Below are 18310 nucleotides of genomic sequence, written 5' to 3' on the forward strand. Positions count from 1 at the left end.
GACATCAGCAGCACTAACAATAACAATCAGGAGATAGATCATGGCGCTGACAGCGATAACGCCCTGCGCTTCTACCACCCCGCTCAGCCGGGAGGCGTTCCGTGAAACGCTAATGAGTAAAGGGCAGTACTACCACCTTAACCACCCCTTTCAGCAGGCGATGGCCAATGGCGAACTTACCCGAGAGCAGCTGCAGGGCTGGGTGGCTAACCGCTTTTACTACCAGCTGATGATTCCCCAAAAAGATGCCGCGCTGCTGGCCAACTGCCCCGATGCCGCTACCCGCAGGCGATGGGTGCAACGCCTGCTTGACCACGACGGCCATGCTGAAGATGAAGGCGGGATTGAAGCCTGGTTGGCGCTCGGTGAAGCCGTAGGGTTACCGCGTCATACGCTGCTTTCCCAGGAGCGTGTGTTACCCGGCGTGCGCTTTGCAGTTGATGCCTACCGCCACTTTGTCGCCCGCGCGCCCTGGCAGGAGGCAGCGATCTCATCGCTGACTGAACTGTTTGCGCCACTTGCCCACCAAAACCGCTTGGATACCTGGCCCCAGCACTACCCATGGATAAACGAGCAGGGCTATCGCTATTTCCGCAAGCGGCTCAGCGAGGCCCGCCGAGACGTTGAGCATGGCCTGGAAATCGCCTTAGGCGTATGTACGACCGTGGCGCTGCAGCAGCGCGCGCTGGACATTCTGCAATTTAAGCTCGATGTACTGTGGAGCATGCTGGATGCCATGACTATGGCCTATCAGTTAGACCGCCCGCCTTATCACACCGTCACCCGCGAAGCGGTATATCACCGTGGGCTTGAGCACTCACATTACTAGGCCATGATCGACCAGCGTTGGGGAATTCACCATGTCACAGCAACTCGCCATGTCACATCACGATATTTACCAGCTGCGACGCGGCTGGCGCTTACAGTGGGAAGCCATTCAGGGCTGCCACGTTATTCTCTACCCCGAGGGCATGGTCAAGCTCAGCGCGACTGCCGGCGCGATTCTTGAACAGGTCGACGGCCAGCAAACTATCGGCGACATTATCGCCACCCTACAGCAACGCTACCCAGGCGCAGAGACCTTAGCAGACGACGTCGTGCAGTTTATCGATGAAGCCCGCAGCAACGGCTGGCTAGCCATGAAGGAGGTGCATTGTGGCTAATAAAAACTTGCTCAATCAACATTCAGCCAACCCAGCCGCTGAAGCGACCTCACCGCCACTATGGCTGCTGGCGGAACTCACCTACCGCTGCCCGCTGCAGTGCGCTTACTGCTCTAACCCGCTGGCCTTTACCCGCTACCAAAACGAGTTGGATACCGACGCGTGGTTTAGCGTACTGCGCCAAGCCAGGGCCATGGGGGCGGCTCAGCTGGGGTTTTCCGGCGGCGAGCCGCTGATTCGCCAAGACCTGGAAGCGCTAGTAAGCGAAGCACGCACGCTTGGCTTTTATACCAACCTGCTGACCTCCGGAGTGGGGCTGACTGCCCAGCGGGTAGACGCCCTGGCAGAAGCAGGTCTGGATCATATCCAGATTAGCCTGCAAGCCGCCGACCCCGAACTGGCCCAGGCACTGGCAGGCTCTGCCAAGGCTCACGCCAACAAGCTGGCGATGGCCAAAGCCGTCAAATCGGCAGGCTACCCCATGGTGTTGAACGTGGTGCTGCATCGGCACAATATCGATCAAATTGGCGACCTGATTGCGCTTTGCGATGAGCTAGGCGCAGATGCGGTTGAACTGGCCAACTGCCAATATTACGGCTGGGCGTTTTTGAACCGTCAAGCGCTGATGCCCACCCGTGAACAGCTGATACGTGCCGAAGCGGAAACCAACCGCTGGCGTGAAACACTCGCGGCGCGTGGCCGCGATATGTCATTGCTGTTTGTGGTGCCGGACTACTTTGAGCAAGCGCCTAAAGCGTGCATGGGTGGTTGGGGCAGTATTTTTATGACCGTTGCTCCAGATGGCGCCGTATTGCCCTGCCATAGCGCCAGGGAGCTGCCGATGGCGTTTCCCAACGTCAAAGAGACATCACTGCAGGACATTTGGTACCAAAGCGATGCCTTCAACCGTTTTCGCGGCACCCAGTGGATGCCGACGCTTTGCCAACAGTGCGACGATCGCGATAAAGACCATGGCGGCTGCCGCTGCCAAGCTTATTTGTTAACCGGCGATATGAACGCCACTGACCCCGTGTGCCAGCACTCTCCTCAGCATGGGTTGTTAGAGAGCCTGATCACAGAAAATGCCACAATCACTTCTGATCAAGCGACCCTGATACCCCGCAATGCTCGCCAGTCAAAGCAGTTGCAAACAAAGCAGTTGCAGGGTCAGGCTGAAAGTCAGAGTGGCTTGAGTCAGAGCGGCTTGGCAGCGCCTTCGCCCCGCCAACCACTCGAGCTGATTTATCGGCAGTAAATCTATTTATCCGTAACTATCCGTAACAAACCTGGTTAATAGTTACAAACCTATTAAGGCTCGCAGGTGGCTCGCTCAGCATGAGCGGGCAGCTGCGGGCAAACGGCTGCTAACGAATGTCCGCTCGCTTGCCAGCCATCCACCCCCTTTGGGTACCAATAGAGCTCTTCATAGCCCATTGCCTCGGCGCGCCGTGCAGCGTTCCAGGAAAGCCAGCAGTCAGCACGGCAGAAAAACACCAGCGGCGCGGCTTCAGCGCGCTCACGCTGTGCATCTAGCGTTGTCTTAAAATAATCATGCCACTCCTCTTCCAAACTAGCCGCGCCCACATTAGGCAGCCAAATACTCCCTGGGATCGTTAAATGCGCACTATCCTGCAGAAAAAGGCCGTTATGCCAAGGCAGCGCATAGACATCCACCAGAATCACTGGCGGCGATTCCAGCAGCGCTTGAAAAGCATGGTCATCTAACGTGGTCACCCCTGGTAGCGGTGCGGTTACGGGCGCTTTGAAAGGCGGCAAGCGGTAGCCTTCTTGGTTAAATGCCGCTGAGGGCGCTTCAGCGTGTGCCGCTCCACTGAATACACCCGCTGCCCACGCCACACAGAGCATATAGCGGCGCACAGAGTGCGCCGGAGATTGCGTCAACATGGTGACCTTACTCCCAATCAAACGGGCAGGCGGTACAGCCCTCCATTTGGGCCATTTGGAAGTTTCCGTAGTGGATGCGTGCACCGGTCATATCCGCATCATTGAGGCGCGCGATGTTCATTTTGGCTTCTTGCAGATTAGCATCGCGCAAATCCGCTCCAATCAGGTTGACCTTATTCATCCAGGCCATTTCCAGGTTGCTGCCCATCAGCGTCGCTCCCTGCATGCTAGCTCCAGAAAGCCGGGCAAACTCCAGGTTAGCGCCAGTCAAATCAGCATGGTCAAACGTTGCGCCCTGGGCATAGATACTCCAGCTATCCAACCCGACCAAACTGGCATGGGAAAGATCAGCACCGCGTAAATGAGTGCTAGGCATACGCGCGCGATTGAGGTTGGCATAGCGCAACGATGCGCCTTCAAAATCAACGCTGCGTAGGTTGCTGTGGCGGAAATCAGCGCCTTCTAGGTTACTGCCCGCAAAGTTAGCGCCCTGTAGGTCAAGGTTAGAAAAGTCGCCGCCCGATAAATCCATATTGGCGCACTGAGCACCTGGGACCAGCTCACAGCCGTTATGTACTGGCGGTTGATACTCTTCAACATAATCGTCGGCAACAACACTGCCTATCGCGCTCAGACAGAGAAAAATCGCCGTTGCTTGGCGGCTTAATATAGGTAGAGCATTACGCGTTATCATTATTGTTCTCTCCATTACCGTTAATGTTATTCAAAAAAGGGCGGCAAAGGCCGCCCAAGAGGTGTCAATAACTTAACGATTAGCCAGATCTTGAACGAAAGATGGCAGCTTGAAGACCCAGAACGAACCACCCTGAGCAATCGGCCGCGTCAGTTCAGCCATATCACCACCCCAGAGAGGAACCGCGCCGCCATAACCGGCGGTAACACCAATGTACTGTTCACCATCCATTTCCCAAGTTACCGGTGGTGAAATGATGCCGGTGCCTACCTGGAACTTCCAAAGCTCTTCACCGGTTTCAGCGTGGAAGGCTTTGAAGTAGCCATCACCTGTGCCGGTAAACACCAAATCACCGTGGGTCGCTAGCACGCCTGCCCATAGCGGCATGGGTTCTTTATGCTCCCAAGCGTACTCGCCAGTCACCGGATCAACAGCGCGCAGAATACCGACGTGGTCGTCGTACATACGCTTAATGCGGAAGCCCATACCTAAGTAGGCCGCGCCTTCCACGTACTCAACTTCCTCAGTCCAGTAATCTTCTTTCCAGTGGTTACCCGGCACATAGAACAGCCCTGTATCTTCGCTATAAGCCATCGGGTTCCAGTTTTTACCACCCAAGAATGGCGGTGAAACTTCGACTGGTTCAGAGCGTGTTTGTCCCTCTTCCAAACGCGGTGGTCGCTGGCCTTCAGCCTCAACGGGACGGCCGGTTTCCAGGTCAATGTGGGTGGCCCAGGTAATGTTATCGACAAACGGGAAGGCGTTGATAAGCTCGCCGTTGGTCCGATCAGTGACATAGAAGAAGCCATTACGGTCAGCGTGAGCACCTGCATTCACCGTTTGGCCATTCTCATCTTCGTACTCGAACAAGACGATTTCGTTATTACCCGAGAAGTCCCAGGTGTCGTTGGGCGTGTGCTGATAGAACCACTTCACTTCGCCGGTCGAAGGGTCAATACCCAGCTGACCCGAAGTATAGAGGCTGTCGTAGTCAGACGGGTCACCATCTTCTGAAGTACGTGCCCAACCGTTCCAGGGAGCGGGGTTACCGGCGCCAATGATGATAGTATTGGTGTCAGGGTCGAAACTGGCGCTCTGCCATGGTGCGCCACCACCTTGGCTCCAGGCTTGTACTTTGCCGGTTTCGCTATCGGGGTCATCGGGCCAGGAAGGCGCGTTGGCATCACCTGTCGGAGTGCTCTCTTCACCGTTCAAACGTCCCATGTGGCCTTCAACAAAGGGCCGCATCCAAATCTCTTCGCCGGTTTCCGGATCGCGGGCATACAGCTTACCCACAATGCCAAACTCATCCCCCGAAGAGCCATGAATCAGCAACACGCGACCTGTTTCGCTATCTTCTACAATCGTTGGCGCACCGGTCATGGTGTAGCCCGCACGGTGGTCACCAAAGCGTTCGCGCCACACCACGTCACCGGTATCTTTATTCAGCGCCACGATGCCAGCATCCAACGTACCGAAGAATACTTTATCACCATAGATGGCCGCACCGCGGTTCACCACGTCACAGCAGGGGCGAATATCGCTGGGCAGGCGATGATTGTAAGACCACAACCGCTGGCCGGTACGCGCATCTATGGCAAAAATACGTGAGTAGGAGCCGGTGACATAAATAACGCCTTCATGGATCAGGGCCTGAGACTCTTGGCCACGCTGCATTTCATCGCCAAACGAGTGAGACCACGCAGGGGTCAGCATCTCGACATTATCTGCGTTAATTTGATTAAGCGGGCTATAGCGCTGTGCTTTCACGCCCATACCATACATCAACACCGTTTCAGTGTTGTTATGGTCGTTGAGAATATCGTCCCAGGTCACCTCGCTGGCGTGGGCTGTCATCGCAACACCCCCAACGCCTAAGGCAGAGGCGTAAGCAACGGCGGCGGTGAGTGTACGCAGGCGAAAGGGCCACGAAATTTTGCGGACTGACGTGTTGTTATTGATAGCGTATGTCATGGGTTTTCCATCCGAGTAATGATCACAATGCAATGGCTGCAAAGCGGCCAAGCTGCTGCTTGCGTGGTGCCAGCAAGACTAAGCTCAGCTTAGAAGCTCGGATAACAAACCAACCTACCCCTCCAGTCGCGTTCTCATCCTGATTTAGCACTACTTCCAAAGGAGGAGCCCAGCGATGCCTAAGGTGCTATAGGTTCGGAAAGCCTGCCTGCCTATGCTCACTCCAGTGACGATAATTTGATCCCCTGAGGAGCATTTCCCATGACCATTACAAAAACCATTACAAAAACCGCCCTTAAAAAAACCGTCTTAGCAAAAACGCACTTACGCCTCAGCAGTCAAGTGGGCGCTATCGCCCTTGCGGCGCTACTGGCGTCACCACTGGCTTGGTCTCACGGCAGCGTGACTCCTCAAGCCGTTGACATTAAAGACCTCGAACGCTTGGGCGACGATTGGCGGGAAGAGAACCCCTACCGTGACCACCCCCAGCAAGAGCTAGCCATCGATATTGGTGCCCGCGCTTACAACAGCAACTGCGCCGCTTGCCATGGGCTAGAGGCAAAATCCGGCGGCATCGCCCCGGACCTGCGCGAGTTGGAGAACGGCGCATGGGGCGATGAGTGGTTCAAAGAGCTGGTCACCAATGGTGCCGAGCGCAACGGCCGTGTGCTAATGCCGCGTATGTCTGACTACGTTAGCCAAGAAGGATTGTGGGCCATTCGTACGTGGCTGGAGACGGTCAGTATGGAAACTACCGGACAATAACCCTCACGCTGGGAGGCACCATGGCAACCCTATCCCCCCTAATCACGTTACAACGGTTTGCCGCGTTTCTTGCTGCGCTTAGTTGGTTAGTCGTTATGTTGCCGCCCAGCGCGCTGGCTACCGAGAATACGGCTGAAAAGGACCCGCTGAACTCCTTTATGTGGCCTGTCTACCGCGAGCGCTTTCTAGGCGACGCCCCCGTGGTGTTTGACGAGCGAGTCATCGTGAACGCACCAGGGTTCGCTGAAGACTCAGGACAAGTACCCATTGAGCTAGACGCCAGCGCCTTAGAAGCCAGCGGCGAGCCAATCACTGACATTATTGCCTGGGTGGATCTCAACCCGATTCCCCGCCTGTTCCGCTACTCCCCGATGAGCCACGGCTTAGCCAAGCTATCGTTAAATATCCGCTTGGAACAAGCCTCCGCGGTGCGCGTCGCGGTGAAGCAGGGAGACACTTGGCATGTGGGCGGCACCTATATTGAAGCGGAAGGCGGCGGCTGCACCACCCCCGGCATTGCCAGCGCAGACACCGACTGGGAAAACACCTTCGGCGAGCTGCAGGGGCGGTTGTTTGCTAATGAGGGCGAACAGCGACTGCGGGTGCGTCTTTCCCATCCTATGGACAGCGGCTTGATTCCCAGCCAACCAGCCTTTTATGTGCAGTCGTTTGAACTGTTGGATCAGCAGGGCGAGCAAGTGGCCGCCCTGGATATCGACGCCTCGGTAAGCGCTAATCCCACCTTAGGGCTGCATATGCGCCCCTCGCCGGGCGGCTATGTGATTGGTGCGCGGGATAACAACGGCAATCGTTTTTCCATTGGCCTGCAGCCATGAAAGCGCCCTTCTTAACTAGCCTAGCGGCACTGCTAGCCCCACCGCTGTTGGCTAGCGAACCGGTAATGTTCTGCGAACGTCCGCTAGTGGCGCAGCTGGTCGCGGAAAACACCTGGATAGTGGAAGGCGTAAAAGAAGAGCTTTCTACCAGCAACTGTGGCCATATTGGCAACCAGGCGTTTATTGCTACGCCCAACGGCGTCATTCTCATCGACAGCGGCAGCAGCCCACACTTTGGCGAGTCACTCAAAACGCTGATTGCTCAGCACACCTCCAACCCCGTCCGCTGGGTGTTGAATACCCACCACCACCCCGACCACTTTTTTGGCAATACCGCCTTTGACAAGGCGCAGCACCTCACTCTGGCCACGACCCGCGACCTGATGACTCGCGACACAGACGCGCTGATCGACAACGTCGAGCGGCTGACCGGGCGCAGCTTGGAACGCTCGTCTGTTGCCCTACCCGAGGTGATTGAGGCCGGTGATATAACGCTGGGCAGCTATCCACTCACCCTATATGCCATGAGCGGCCATAGCGGTGGAGACTTGGTGATTATGGATCACACCACCGGCGTGCTGTTTATGGGCGACATGGGCTTCTACCAACGCGCTGCCGCTACCGCTCACACCCCAGGCCTTCAACAGTGGCAAGAAGAACTACACGACCTGCGCACGCTCAACGCCACCATTGCCGTGCCCGGCCATGGCCCCAGCGCACCGTCCGCAACAATCATTGACCAAACCATTGATTACCTTGAATGGCTAGACCAGCGCCTCAGTGACGTGGCTAGCGAAGGGTTGGGTGCCAATCACGCCTTGGCTGTTGAACTACCTGACACGTTTAGCACCATCGCACTCGCCGAATACGAGTTTACCCGCAGCGTGATGCAACTTTACCCACGCTATGAAGCACGATTGCTGTGGGGCGCCCCACAATAAGGAGCATGCCTATGCTGCTTACCCTGGCAGAGGCTGCCGAGCCCTGCGACACCCTGAGCGAACTGCACAGCGACGCCCAGACGGTTTACTGGCTGTCTCGCTGCCCGCAAACGGGCGACATGCAGCTTTGGCAGTGGCGAGCTAACAGCAATGAGCCGCCGCACTGTGTTATAGAAGAGGCTGTGAGTAGCCGCGTGAACCAGTACGGTGGTGGCAGCTACACGCCACTGCTAGGGGGCGTCGTATGGGTGCGTCAGCACGACCAAGCCATCATGCAGCTCGGCTGCCACGGTACAAGCTACTGCTGGCAACAGCGCCCGCAAACCGCCTACGGTGGGCTGTGCGCCGACCCTAAGCGCCAGCGTGTATTAGCGGTTGAGGAAGATGCCCACGGTCAGCGGCTGGTCGCCGTCACTGATAGCGATCGGCAGGTATTGGCAGAAGGTGCCGACTTCTACGGCGCGCCGATAATAAGCGATGATGGTAACTATCTAGCGTGGGTGAGCTGGTCACTGCCTTATATGCCGTGGCAGCGTAGTCAGTTGCACTTCGCAAACATCGCAGCCGACGGTACGCTTCAAGCCTTTGAAAGCTGGGACTTCGGCGCAGCGATTAGTCAGCCACAGTTTGGCCCGCACAACGCGTTGATCTGCATGAGCGATCATGATGGCTGGTGGCAACCCTGGCAGGTTAATCTGGCCTCCCCCATGTGCCTAAGCAGCGCCCCTGTTGATCACGTCACCACGCCATGGCAGCTCGGTGAGCGCCAGCACGCTTGGCGATACAATCGGCAGGTTTACTGCCAACTGCACCAGGGTGCAGCGCAGCTATACCGCCGTACCGGCAAGCAGGTGGAAGCACTGCTACCCGACCCCGGCCGCGTGGCAAGCATCACGCTGGCACAACACGGCGATTACGCCATCGTGCAAAGCGCCACCAGCGGCGCCCAGCTTATACGGTTCAACGAAAATGGCTCACGCAGATACTTAGTGGGTAACATCGTGGGTAACGCAAACTCAGTGGGTAACGCACACTCAGTGGATAGCGCAAACTCAACGGGTAGCGTAATCGCAAAAGCACCTGCCACCGCCCAGTGGCTTGAAGCGCCGGTTGGTAATAAAGGCGAAACGGTTCACGGCTTTTTCTACTCAGCCTCAGCTAGCCCCGCTGTACCGCTGATTGTGCGCGTTCACGGCGGACCAACCGCCGCCACCTACCCCATCTACGATCCGCTGGTGGCCTATTGGCAGCAGCAGGGCTTTCACGTTTTAGATATCAACCCCCGTGGAAGCGGCAATTTTGGTCGCCGCTACCGTGAATGTTTAGCCGGCCAGTGGGGCGTCAGCGATACCGAGGATGTGATTGCACTGGTAAACGCCGTTTGCGCACGCTTTGCGATTGACACAGCGCGCTGCTTTATTCGCGGCCAAAGCGCGGGCGGCTTTACTGCCCTCAATGCCCTAGCGGCCACACCGCTATTTGCTGCGGCCACCAGCCTGTACGGGGTCACCAATGCGCTCACCCTAGCGGCACAAACCCACCGCTTTGAGTCCGGCTATCTGGGCTGGCTAATCGGCGATGACGCCCTGCTAGCTCAGCGCAGCCCTGCCTATAAGATTAGCCTGTGCACAAGACCTATTCAGGCGCTGTTTATTCAGGGTGGTAAAGACGCCGTAGTAGTACCGGAGCAGACACACGCCATGGCGCGACATATTGAGCAGCATGGTGGCGAAGCGCAAACGCTGCTGTTTGATAACGAACGCCACGGCATTCGCCATCCTAGCGCTCGCCAAACCATGCTGGCCCGCGAGCTGGCCTTTTATCAGCATTTTTAATTACGTTTTCAACAGCATTTCTAATCGCACGTACATCAACAGCGTGCCTTATACCCCGCGACAGCACCAAGGTCGTAGCGCAACAACCCCCTAAGGTGCTTAAGATAATGGTTAATAACTATAAACGAGACCGCCCCATGACCTCACCGCTCACGCAACTACGTAAGTTTGTCGCTCCTGAAATTATTTTTGGCGACGGGGCGCGCCACGCTGCAGGCAACTATGTCACCACCTTCGGCGCAGAAAAGGTGCTACTGGTCTCCGACCCCGGCGTGCTGCTGGCGGGTTGGGTCGCCGATATTGAAGCCAAGTTGCTGGAAGCCAACATTGCCGTTGAGCGCTTTACCGCCGTATCACCCAATCCACGGGTCGATGAGATTATGGCCGGTGCCGAGATTTACCGTGAAACCGGCTGCAAAGCGATTGTGGCGGTAGGCGGCGGCAGCCCCATGGACTGCGCCAAAGGCATTGGCATTGTCACCGCCCACGGCGGCCACATTCTTGATTTTGAGGGAGTTGATACGATTCGCGTGCCCATTCCGCCGCTGATCTTTATTCCCTCAACGGCGGGCACCTCGGCGGATATTTCCCAGTTTGCGATTATTTCCGACCAGCAGCGACGCATGAAATTCTCAATCATCAGCAAGGCCGTGGTGCCGGATGTATCGCTGATCGATCCTGAGGTCACCATGACCATGTCGCCCTATCTCACCGCGTGTACTGGAATCGACGCGCTGGTGCATGCTATCGAAGCGTTTGTTTCAACCGGCAGCGGCCCTCTCACTGATGCCCACGCCTTAGAGGCCATGCGCTTAATCAGCAGCCATCTTGAAGCACTGGTGGCTAACCCAACCGATGGCGAGCTGCGTGCCCAAGTAATGCTGGGCAGCATGCAAGCAGGGCTGGCGTTTTCTAATGCGATTTTAGGCGCAGTACACGCGATGTCCCATAGCTTGGGGGGCTTCTTAGATTTACCCCACGGCCTGTGTAACGCCATGCTGTTAGAGCATGTGGTGGCTTATAACTACGAAGCCGCTCCGGATCGTTTTAAACGAGTTGCCGACGCCGTTGGCATCGACTGCCGAGGGCTAACACAGCAACAGGTTAAACAGGCGCTATTTACGTACTTAGTCGATTTAAAGCATGCGGTTGGACTGGGCGGGACCCTTGGCGTAATGGGCGTCTCACGCAGCGATGTGCCCTTTCTCACCAACCATGCGCTGGGCGATCCCTGCATTCTGACTAACCCTCGTCGCTCCAACTCACGTGACGTGGCAGTGGTCTACGAAGAGGCACTATGAAAAAAGCCAGCGACCCTTCGGGCTTTTCGGTCAGCGACCTGCTCGGGCTAGGCCAGCAGTCGGCGCGTAAAAGCTACTACCGCGAGCTTTCCGTGCGTTTAGAAGAGCTGGAGGTTGAACGCAACCGCTACAAGTGGCTATTTGAAAACGCGCTACACGGAATTTTCCAGGCGTCGCTTTCCGGCAAGCTGCGCGCCGCCAACCCAGCGCTTGCCGCTATGCTCGATGATAGTAGCGTGGCGCATACGCTCGAACGCTGCGCGCGCTTTGATGCGCTATTTGTTAACACGTCTACAGGGCAACAGCTGCGCGACCTGCTACTCACGCAAGGACACGTAACGGGTCAAACCACCTGGCTGCAAGGTGCCTCCGGTCATCAGGTGCCCGTAGCAATTACACTAATACGTAAGCCCGCCGAGCTTGTCGGGGACGAAGACCTGATCGAAGGGTTTGTAGCGGATATTACCGAGCGCGAGCGAGCGCGACAGCATTTAGAAACCCTCAACGCCCATCTAGAGGCACGCGTCGTTGAACGCACTCAAGCGCTTGAGCGGCTCAACGAGGAGCTTAGAAGCGCCCGTGATGCGGCAGAGTTTGCTAATCAAAGTAAAGACCGCTATCTAGCCGCCGCTAGCCATGACCTGCTGCAACCCATGAATGCTGCGCGCTTACTGGTGGCCTCGCTACAGGAGCGGCTGACCGATAGCGAGAATCTGGCTTTGGTTGAGAGTGTGCAAAACTCACTGGAAGGTGCCGAAGCAATACTTTCCGATCTGCTTGATATCTCCCGCCTGGACCACGGTCAGGTGCAACCTCAGCTACGCCACTTTAAGCTCGACGATATCCTCAGCAACTTGGCTGATGAATTTACCCCGGTGGCGCAACGTAAAGGGCTAACGTTGCGCTATGTGCCTTCTCATCAAGCGGTGACCAGCGACCCTTATCTACTCAGCCGCATTGTGCGCAACTTTCTGGCTAACGCCTGCCGCTATACCCAGCGTGGCGGGATCTGCCTGGGTGTCCGCCGCCATAGTGACGATAGCCTGGCCGTGCAGGTGGTTGATAGCGGTATTGGTATTCCCGAAAGTGACTACCAGCTTATTTTTCGCGAGTTTCATCAACTCAACGCCACCCGCGCCCGTGATCGCCAGGGTGTGGGCTTAGGGCTTGCCATTGTGGAGCGAATTAGCCAACGCCTTGAGCACCCACTCTCGGTGCGCTCTGCACCCGGCCAAGGCTCCTGCTTTGCTATTACGGTGCCCCGTGCCAGTGGCATTTCCTTTAGCCAAGCCCCAGCCCCCAGCGCGCCGCTCTCCGCTGACGATGAGTTTGAAGGGCTGCGCGTGCTGATCCTAGATAACGAGCCAACAATTTTGCAAGGCATGGCGCTGCTGTTAAGTGAATGGAAAATCAGTTGCGATACTGCCCTGGATGTCGATACCGCTAAAGCCTGCCAGGAGGCACCGGATATGCTGTTAGTTGACCTGCATCTAGATGATAACGTCACTGGCCTAGAGGCTATTCGCCAACTTCGTCAGCACTGGCACGACCCGCACTTGCCAGCGGCTATTCTCAGTGCCGACCGCTCTGACCACTGGCAGAGGCGGCTGCGTCATGCAGGCGTTCCGCAGTTAAACAAGCCGGTACGCCCCGGCAAACTGCGCGCGCTGCTGCGTAGCCTGCTCAATGGCTAAGCTCAGTTTCCAACAAGCCTGTATCTCCCTGCCTAACGGGGTGCAGGGAGTGCTAGCCTACGCGCCCCAGTTAACCCGCGCTCATGTCAGTATCGCCATTGCGGCAGGCTATTTGGATGAGCCACCCGCTCTGCCTGGGCTGGCCCACCTGTTAGAGCACGTGCTGACCACAGCGCCGCTGGAAGCCTCTTCTAACATCAGCCTGCTCACTTGGTTTGCCCAGCACCAGGGCAGCCTGAATGCCCATACTGATGACTACATCACTGATGTGCACTTCTCGATACCAGCAAACAAACTAGAAGCAGCGGCGCTCACCGTTGCCCGTCAGCTCGCTAGGCCACCGCTGCCCTTATCGACTATTCGCGCTGAAGTGGCGGCGATCGATGCCGAGTGGAACGCCCGTCAGAACAGCGCCCAAATGCAACGTCTGGATGCCCTCGCGGCACTTGCTGACCCACAGCATGTTGGTGCAGGCTGCCGCCATGGCAACGCGCAAACCCTAGGCAGTGACACGGCGCTGCTACTTGAAGCGCTCACCACGCTTCATCGCGCCTATTACCATGGCGGCCGCGTTAGCATCGCCATTATCAGCGCCTGGGAGATGGTAGATATGACGCGCCTTGCCCAACACATGGCAGCGCGGTTTAGTCCATCACCACCCAACGCTCCTTCGCTTGCCATTGCGCCCCGTTGGAGCCGCCAGCTCAGCGCGAAGGTAGCCAGTACGGGCAATACCGTTGAGCTACTGTGGCCGTTGCCATCGGCCATTGCACGTCATCAGCTTATCGCCCTTAGCGGCTTAGCTGATTCGGTACAGCAAGGCTATTTTGTAGAACAATTTCCTGATTCGATTACCGACTACCGCGCAACTCTGGCCCCCAGCGGGGCGACAGACGCCTTTAGCTTACTGTTAAGTGGCACTGCAACACAGGAACAGGTGAAAGCCCTTGCGGCTGCTCTAAGTGAGCGCTTAGCAACCTTCTTCACAACCCTGCACGGGACAACACCTAACGATCACGACACTATTTGGCAGCCACCCGCTGATACGGTGCAGTTAGCCCCTGCTTGGTTTACCCACGCCCGCCGCCAAGCGCTTGCTCGTCGTTTCGCTACGCCGCCCTCTGAACATCAACCTGCCACAAGCCCGTTCGCCGCTGGCAACGCCCGTTGGCTAATCGGTAACGCGCCTACACCGGCTTCACCTCGCGCTGTTGATGCTTCCCCAACGCCTTTACACACCGTGCAGTGTTGGTGCGGTCAGTACGCTGTTGATGAGGATTTCGGTGCACTCGCCGATAACGCCTGGGCGGCCTGCTTTGTGCCGGGGGCAATGATTGTCCCCAGCCCGCTCACCGCTCAGCGTCTGGCGCTTCAGGGCATTGTCTTCAAGCAAGAGAGCTCGCCCCATGGTAGTTGGGTAATAGTGATGGGTAGTCAAGCCAATCACGCTATGGTGGCGCTATTAAAAAAAGCCACATTAGCCGCCCCCAACGCTCATGAAGGGCTGCTGGCTCAGCAATTGGTTCAGCGCTTAGCGCCGCTGCCAGCCACGCCTGCACTATGGGTTTCCCATGGCACAGAGGTCGCTGTCGTTTGCAACGCACTAGCGAATTTGGCGAGCCGCATTGAAAAACACACGGTGCAGGCTTCTCTCGCCGACTTACCATCCAGCACCGCCATCATGCGGACACTGAGCCTACCGGGCACTCCCAGCCAGCGATTGCTATTGGCACTTGCGGAGCAGCATCAAAGCGCGGCTTTTTTTCAGCAGGCACGCTACGACCATCACTTGGGCTATGTGGCGGCAGTTCGCAGGGGCGACGGCGCGCCTTGCTCACTTGGCTATGTCGTACAAACCAGCAAAGATGCTGGCTCGGCAGGGATGAAACAGATAGAGGAAAGACTAATAGCCATCACCGATGCCCTCTGGAAAACGTCGAATGGCGTTCTGCAGACGTACCTGCCAACGCTAACACCGCCTGAAACGCCACTGGCTGCGCTGATTCTCCAGTGGCAAAGCCTCTTGGCAGGTACCAATCAGCCACTGCATCGGCTTGGGCAGCAAAGCCTCCATTCACAGGCGCTTGGCGACTTACTTACCCAGATAAACAGCGTTGGCCGCTGGCAAACCCACTGGCTGGATAGCGCTGGTCACTATCAATTTAACGAGTCAGCGATTGAGGAACTGGGAAAAATCGATATCGTTGGCGGATAAAATCGCTTGTACACGACTGGTTACCCCCAGCTTGCGTAAAATCGCCGACACGTGGGCTTTCACCGTGGTTTCTGCAATATTGAGATGATAAGCAATCATCTTGTTAGATTCACCGCGGGTCATGTGCTCTAACACTTGTAGCTGCTTGCGGGTCAACAGGCGCAGTTGTTCTGCGGTAAAGCCTTGATCCTGATGGCGACGTTTACGAATACTGTCCGGCGCACGCATGGCATCAGCAGGTAGAAAGATATTGCCTTCCAGCACCTGGGCAATGGCGTGGCGCATCTGGTCACGGGGCAATGATTTGGTAATAAACCCCGCCGCACCGCAGGAAACCGCCTGCAGAATAATCTGCTTATCCTCTTCCGCAGAGACAATCACTACCGGAATCGTCGGTTGCTCATTACGCAGCTGCAAAAGCCCCGTTAACCCATTCATGCCAGGCATATTTAAATCTAGCAGTATTAAATCAATATCCGCATCTTGCTGAGCATGTGCGAGGGCCGTATCAAAGTCTTCTACCTCGATAACCTCAGCATCTGGGTAAGCTTCGCGGATCACCCGTGCTATCGCATCGCGTACCAGGGGATGATCGTCGGCAATCAAAAATTTATACGTCGCTGTCATTATTATGGTTGCCTATGGTTTAGCTAAATCCCGCTTACTATTTCCTTTATGACACTCTACTAAGTCATCCCTGCTAAGTCATCCCTGCTAAGTCATCACTACTGAGTCATCACTACCGAGTCATCTCTACTGGGTCATCCACCTTGCTTGAAGCAACTTCCCACCACCAAGCGGAGTTAGGCTATTATTCGACGCCTTTCTGCTTAAAGGTGCTAGCGAATTCGATCAGCGATTGAGTCAACCAAACGAGGGCGGGGTCGTTGGCATACAGCCCGTGTTGAATCAGCGTCATATTAAGTGCAGGTAACTCTTTAGGTGGCACGACAATACGCACTGGCAGCATCGTGACAAATCGCTTAGCCATTTGGCGTGGCAGCGTCATGATCGCATTAGTGAGCGCAACGACCCGCGCTGCCGCAATATAATTTAAGTTCTTTGAAATCACCCGCCGTGTTAAGCCGTGCTGCACTAAGCAACTATCGATATTACTTGGCCTTAAACCGGTGATATCCGTCAGTGCTACATGCGGTTCACGGGCAAACTGGTGAAGCTCCAGTGCATCGCCTACCTGGTTATTATCCGTTGCCGCTAAACAAACCAATGCCTCATCCATCCAAGCATGCTGGATGACCCCACTGGGCAGCGCGCTTTGGCTATCCAGCCCGACCACCATATCCACTTGTCGCTGCTCCAGACCCTCACTCAGTACGTTGGGAGTAATCAGCTCAATGGAAAAGCTGATATCCGGCGCGTAAGTCAGCAATTGGCTAAGAAAAGTCGGGTACATGACCTCTTCAAAATAATCCGTGGTGGCCAGGGTGAAATGCCGCGCACTGGTGGCTGGTAAAAAGTTGGTCGGCGGGGCGAGTCCTTCTTGCAACATGGCCAGCGCCTGCTGCACCACGGGCAATAGCGCCAGCGCACGAGGCGTTGGCTGCAGCCCCGTGTTTGTCCGTATTAATAATGGATCTTCCAGCGCATCCCGCAACCTTTTTAACGCATGGCTAAGCGCTGGCTGGCTTAAATGCAGTTTTTCCGCCGCCCGAGTGACATGGCGTTCACGCATTAGCGCTTCAAATACCAACAGAAGATTTAAATCAAAATGACGAAGCGAACGCATAGCGCCTCACTATTTATTTAACGAATAGTTTCATTCTAAACATTCATTTTATTCATCGCTAAAAATTCCTTATCGTCGCGCTTCTTCTCGCCTAATACCCCCGATTTATTGTTACTGCACACCATAGGAGTACACGCTAGGTGACCCCATCTCAGATCATGCCAAGCCTGTTTGGTGATGTTATTTCTACCTTTATGGGCGTGCCGAAGGCCACCGATCCTAAAACGACCGATGCTGAGGTAGTGGTGAGCGGCGTGCCCTTTGATCTGGCGTGCTCTGGACGATCAGGCACCCGCATGGGGCCAAACGCCATTCGTCAAAGCACTGCTAACCTTATCTGGGAGGGCAAACGCTGGCCCTGGGACTTCGCCTTGGAAGATCGGCTAGGGGTATGCGACGCGGGCAACCTGGACTACGCCTACGGCGAGCCGGAAAGCCTAGTCGATAACCTTGAAACCCACGCTTTGCGTTGGCTAAAGGCCGGTAAAAAAATGCTGACACTGGGTGGTGACCACTATATCAGCCTACCCCTGCTACGCGCTCATGCTCGGGTGCATGGCCCACTGGCACTGATCCATTTTGATGCCCATACCGACACCTACGAGCAAGGCACGCGTTTTGACCATGGCACTATTTTCCACCATGCCTTAAAAGAGGGGTTGGTAGTGCCGGAGCACTCGCTACAAATTGGTATTCGCACCAGCTACGACCGCCATAACCACCCTTATGAAGTGCTAGATGCCGACTGGGTAAATGAACACGGCCCTGCCGCTGTCCTGAAACGCATCCGTGCCCGTGTTGGCTATCATCCGGCTTATATCAGCCTGGACATTGATGGCTTAGACCCTGCCTACGCGCCAGGAACCGGGACACCGGTATGTGGCGGCATGTCTACCGACCTGATGCTAAAAGTGATCCGCGGCATGGTCGGCATGGAGTTAATTGGCATGGATGTGGTTGAAGTAAACCCCGCTTACGACCATGGCGATATCACGTCACTCGCTGCAGCCACCCTGGGGCTAGAGTTTTTATATACGCTGGCCGCGTCTAAATAGCCTTTTAGCCCCTGCAAGTACCCGCCCACTACTGAGCAAAACGTAACTACCCCAGCAAGGAGTAACATTTTGGTTACGCCTTGCGACGAAGTGTTAATGACCAAAGTGATAATGGCGATTTTCTGCGCAGCGCATAATATATAGAATAACAATATAACTAAAAAATATATATTAGACTTCTCTTC

The 18310-nt window shown here is 56.0% G+C and carries 16 protein-coding genes; 11 read left to right on the forward strand and 5 right to left on the reverse strand.

Features of this window, described 5'->3' with window-relative positions; genetic code table 11:
• Window positions 1-40 precede the first annotated feature (40 nt).
• Genes pqqC through pqqE form a run of 3 tightly spaced genes read left to right on the forward strand, consistent with a single transcriptional unit; the run spans window position 41 to window position 2418 of the window.
• Window positions 41-829 (forward strand): pyrroloquinoline-quinone synthase PqqC, encoded by a 789-nt coding sequence (gene pqqC / locus CR46_RS0105390; protein ID WP_030070686.1) that lies wholly within the window; start codon window positions 41-43, stop codon window positions 827-829.
• 31 nt (window positions 830-860) lie between these two features.
• Entirely contained in the window at window positions 861-1163 is a 303-nt protein-coding gene (pqqD, locus tag CR46_RS0105395; protein WP_198023696.1) for a pyrroloquinoline quinone biosynthesis peptide chaperone PqqD, read from the forward strand.
• Window positions 1156-2418, forward strand: coding sequence for a pyrroloquinoline quinone biosynthesis protein PqqE (pqqE, locus tag CR46_RS0105400; RefSeq protein ID WP_030070690.1), 1263 nt, complete (start codon window positions 1156-1158; stop codon window positions 2416-2418). Before pqqD ends, pqqE begins: the two co-directional genes overlap by 8 nt.
• 53 nt (window positions 2419-2471) lie before the next feature.
• On the opposite strand, the gene CR46_RS0105405 is transcribed toward pqqE, so the two are convergent.
• From CR46_RS0105405 to CR46_RS0105415, 3 genes are all read right to left on the reverse strand, one after another.
• Window positions 2472-3068, reverse strand: a complete 597-nt coding sequence (locus CR46_RS0105405) for a rhodanese-like domain-containing protein (RefSeq protein WP_030070693.1) — start codon at window positions 3066-3068, stop codon at window positions 2472-2474.
• Window positions 3069-3075: 7 nt separating this feature from the next.
• A complete protein-coding gene (locus tag CR46_RS0105410) occupies window positions 3076-3762 on the reverse strand; it encodes a pentapeptide repeat-containing protein (RefSeq protein ID WP_030070695.1) in 687 nt (228 codons plus the stop codon).
• Between the two features lie 72 nt (window positions 3763-3834).
• Window positions 3835-5619: a PQQ-dependent methanol/ethanol family dehydrogenase gene (locus CR46_RS0105415; RefSeq protein WP_232222356.1), complete on the reverse strand. Its 1785-nt coding sequence runs from the start codon at window positions 5617-5619 to the stop codon at window positions 3835-3837.
• Window positions 5620-5997: 378 nt separating this feature from the next.
• Here CR46_RS0105415 and pedF point away from each other — a divergent pair, with 378 nt between their 5' ends.
• The 7 genes from pedF to CR46_RS0105455 all read left to right on the forward strand — a co-directional run bounded on the left by pedF (window position 5998) and on the right by CR46_RS0105455 (window position 15323).
• Entirely contained in the window at window positions 5998-6501 is a 504-nt protein-coding gene (gene pedF / locus CR46_RS0105425; RefSeq protein ID WP_232222343.1) for a cytochrome c-550 PedF, read from the forward strand.
• A 20-nt stretch (window positions 6502-6521) separates the two neighbouring features.
• Window positions 6522-7337, forward strand: a complete 816-nt coding sequence (locus CR46_RS0105430) for a quinoprotein dehydrogenase-associated SoxYZ-like carrier (protein ID WP_030070700.1) — start codon at window positions 6522-6524, stop codon at window positions 7335-7337.
• On the forward strand, window positions 7334-8278 hold the full coding sequence (locus tag CR46_RS0105435; RefSeq protein WP_030070701.1) for a quinoprotein relay system zinc metallohydrolase 1: 945 nt from the start codon (window positions 7334-7336) through the stop codon (window positions 8276-8278). Before CR46_RS0105430 ends, CR46_RS0105435 begins: the two co-directional genes overlap by 4 nt.
• A gap of 11 nt (window positions 8279-8289) precedes the next feature.
• A complete protein-coding gene (locus CR46_RS0105440) occupies window positions 8290-10113 on the forward strand; it encodes an alpha/beta hydrolase family protein (RefSeq protein ID WP_030070703.1) in 1824 nt (607 codons plus the stop codon).
• A 137-nt stretch (window positions 10114-10250) separates the two neighbouring features.
• Window positions 10251-11414 carry an alcohol dehydrogenase-like regulatory protein ErcA gene (gene ercA / locus CR46_RS0105445; RefSeq protein WP_030070705.1) on the forward strand — a complete coding sequence of 388 codons (1164 nt, stop codon included), beginning with the start codon at window positions 10251-10253 and terminating at the stop codon, window positions 11412-11414.
• Window positions 11411-13108, forward strand: coding sequence for a PAS domain-containing hybrid sensor histidine kinase/response regulator (locus tag CR46_RS0105450; protein ID WP_030070707.1), 1698 nt, complete (start codon window positions 11411-11413; stop codon window positions 13106-13108). Before ercA ends, CR46_RS0105450 begins: the two co-directional genes overlap by 4 nt.
• Window positions 13101-15323, forward strand: coding sequence for an insulinase family protein (locus CR46_RS0105455; protein WP_051690117.1), 2223 nt, complete (start codon window positions 13101-13103; stop codon window positions 15321-15323). Before CR46_RS0105450 ends, CR46_RS0105455 begins: the two co-directional genes overlap by 8 nt.
• On the opposite strand, the gene CR46_RS0105460 is transcribed toward CR46_RS0105455, so the two are convergent.
• Window positions 15279-15950, reverse strand: a complete 672-nt coding sequence (locus CR46_RS0105460; RefSeq protein WP_030070712.1) for a response regulator — start codon at window positions 15948-15950, stop codon at window positions 15279-15281. The two genes, CR46_RS0105455 and CR46_RS0105460, sit on opposite strands and share 45 nt — an antisense overlap.
• Window positions 15951-16134: 184 nt before the next feature.
• On the reverse strand, window positions 16135-17070 hold the full coding sequence (locus CR46_RS0105465) for a LysR family transcriptional regulator (RefSeq protein ID WP_030070714.1): 936 nt from the start codon (window positions 17068-17070) through the stop codon (window positions 16135-16137).
• Between the two features lie 158 nt (window positions 17071-17228).
• On the opposite strand from CR46_RS0105465, the gene speB reads away from it, so the two are divergent.
• Window positions 17229-18125 (forward strand): agmatinase, encoded by an 897-nt coding sequence (gene speB / locus CR46_RS0105470; RefSeq protein WP_030070716.1) that lies wholly within the window; start codon window positions 17229-17231, stop codon window positions 18123-18125.
• Window positions 18126-18310 lie beyond the last annotated feature (185 nt).

Source organism: Vreelandella neptunia (assembly GCF_000712975.1).
Lineage (GTDB): Bacteria > Pseudomonadota > Gammaproteobacteria > Pseudomonadales > Halomonadaceae > Vreelandella > Vreelandella qaidamensis.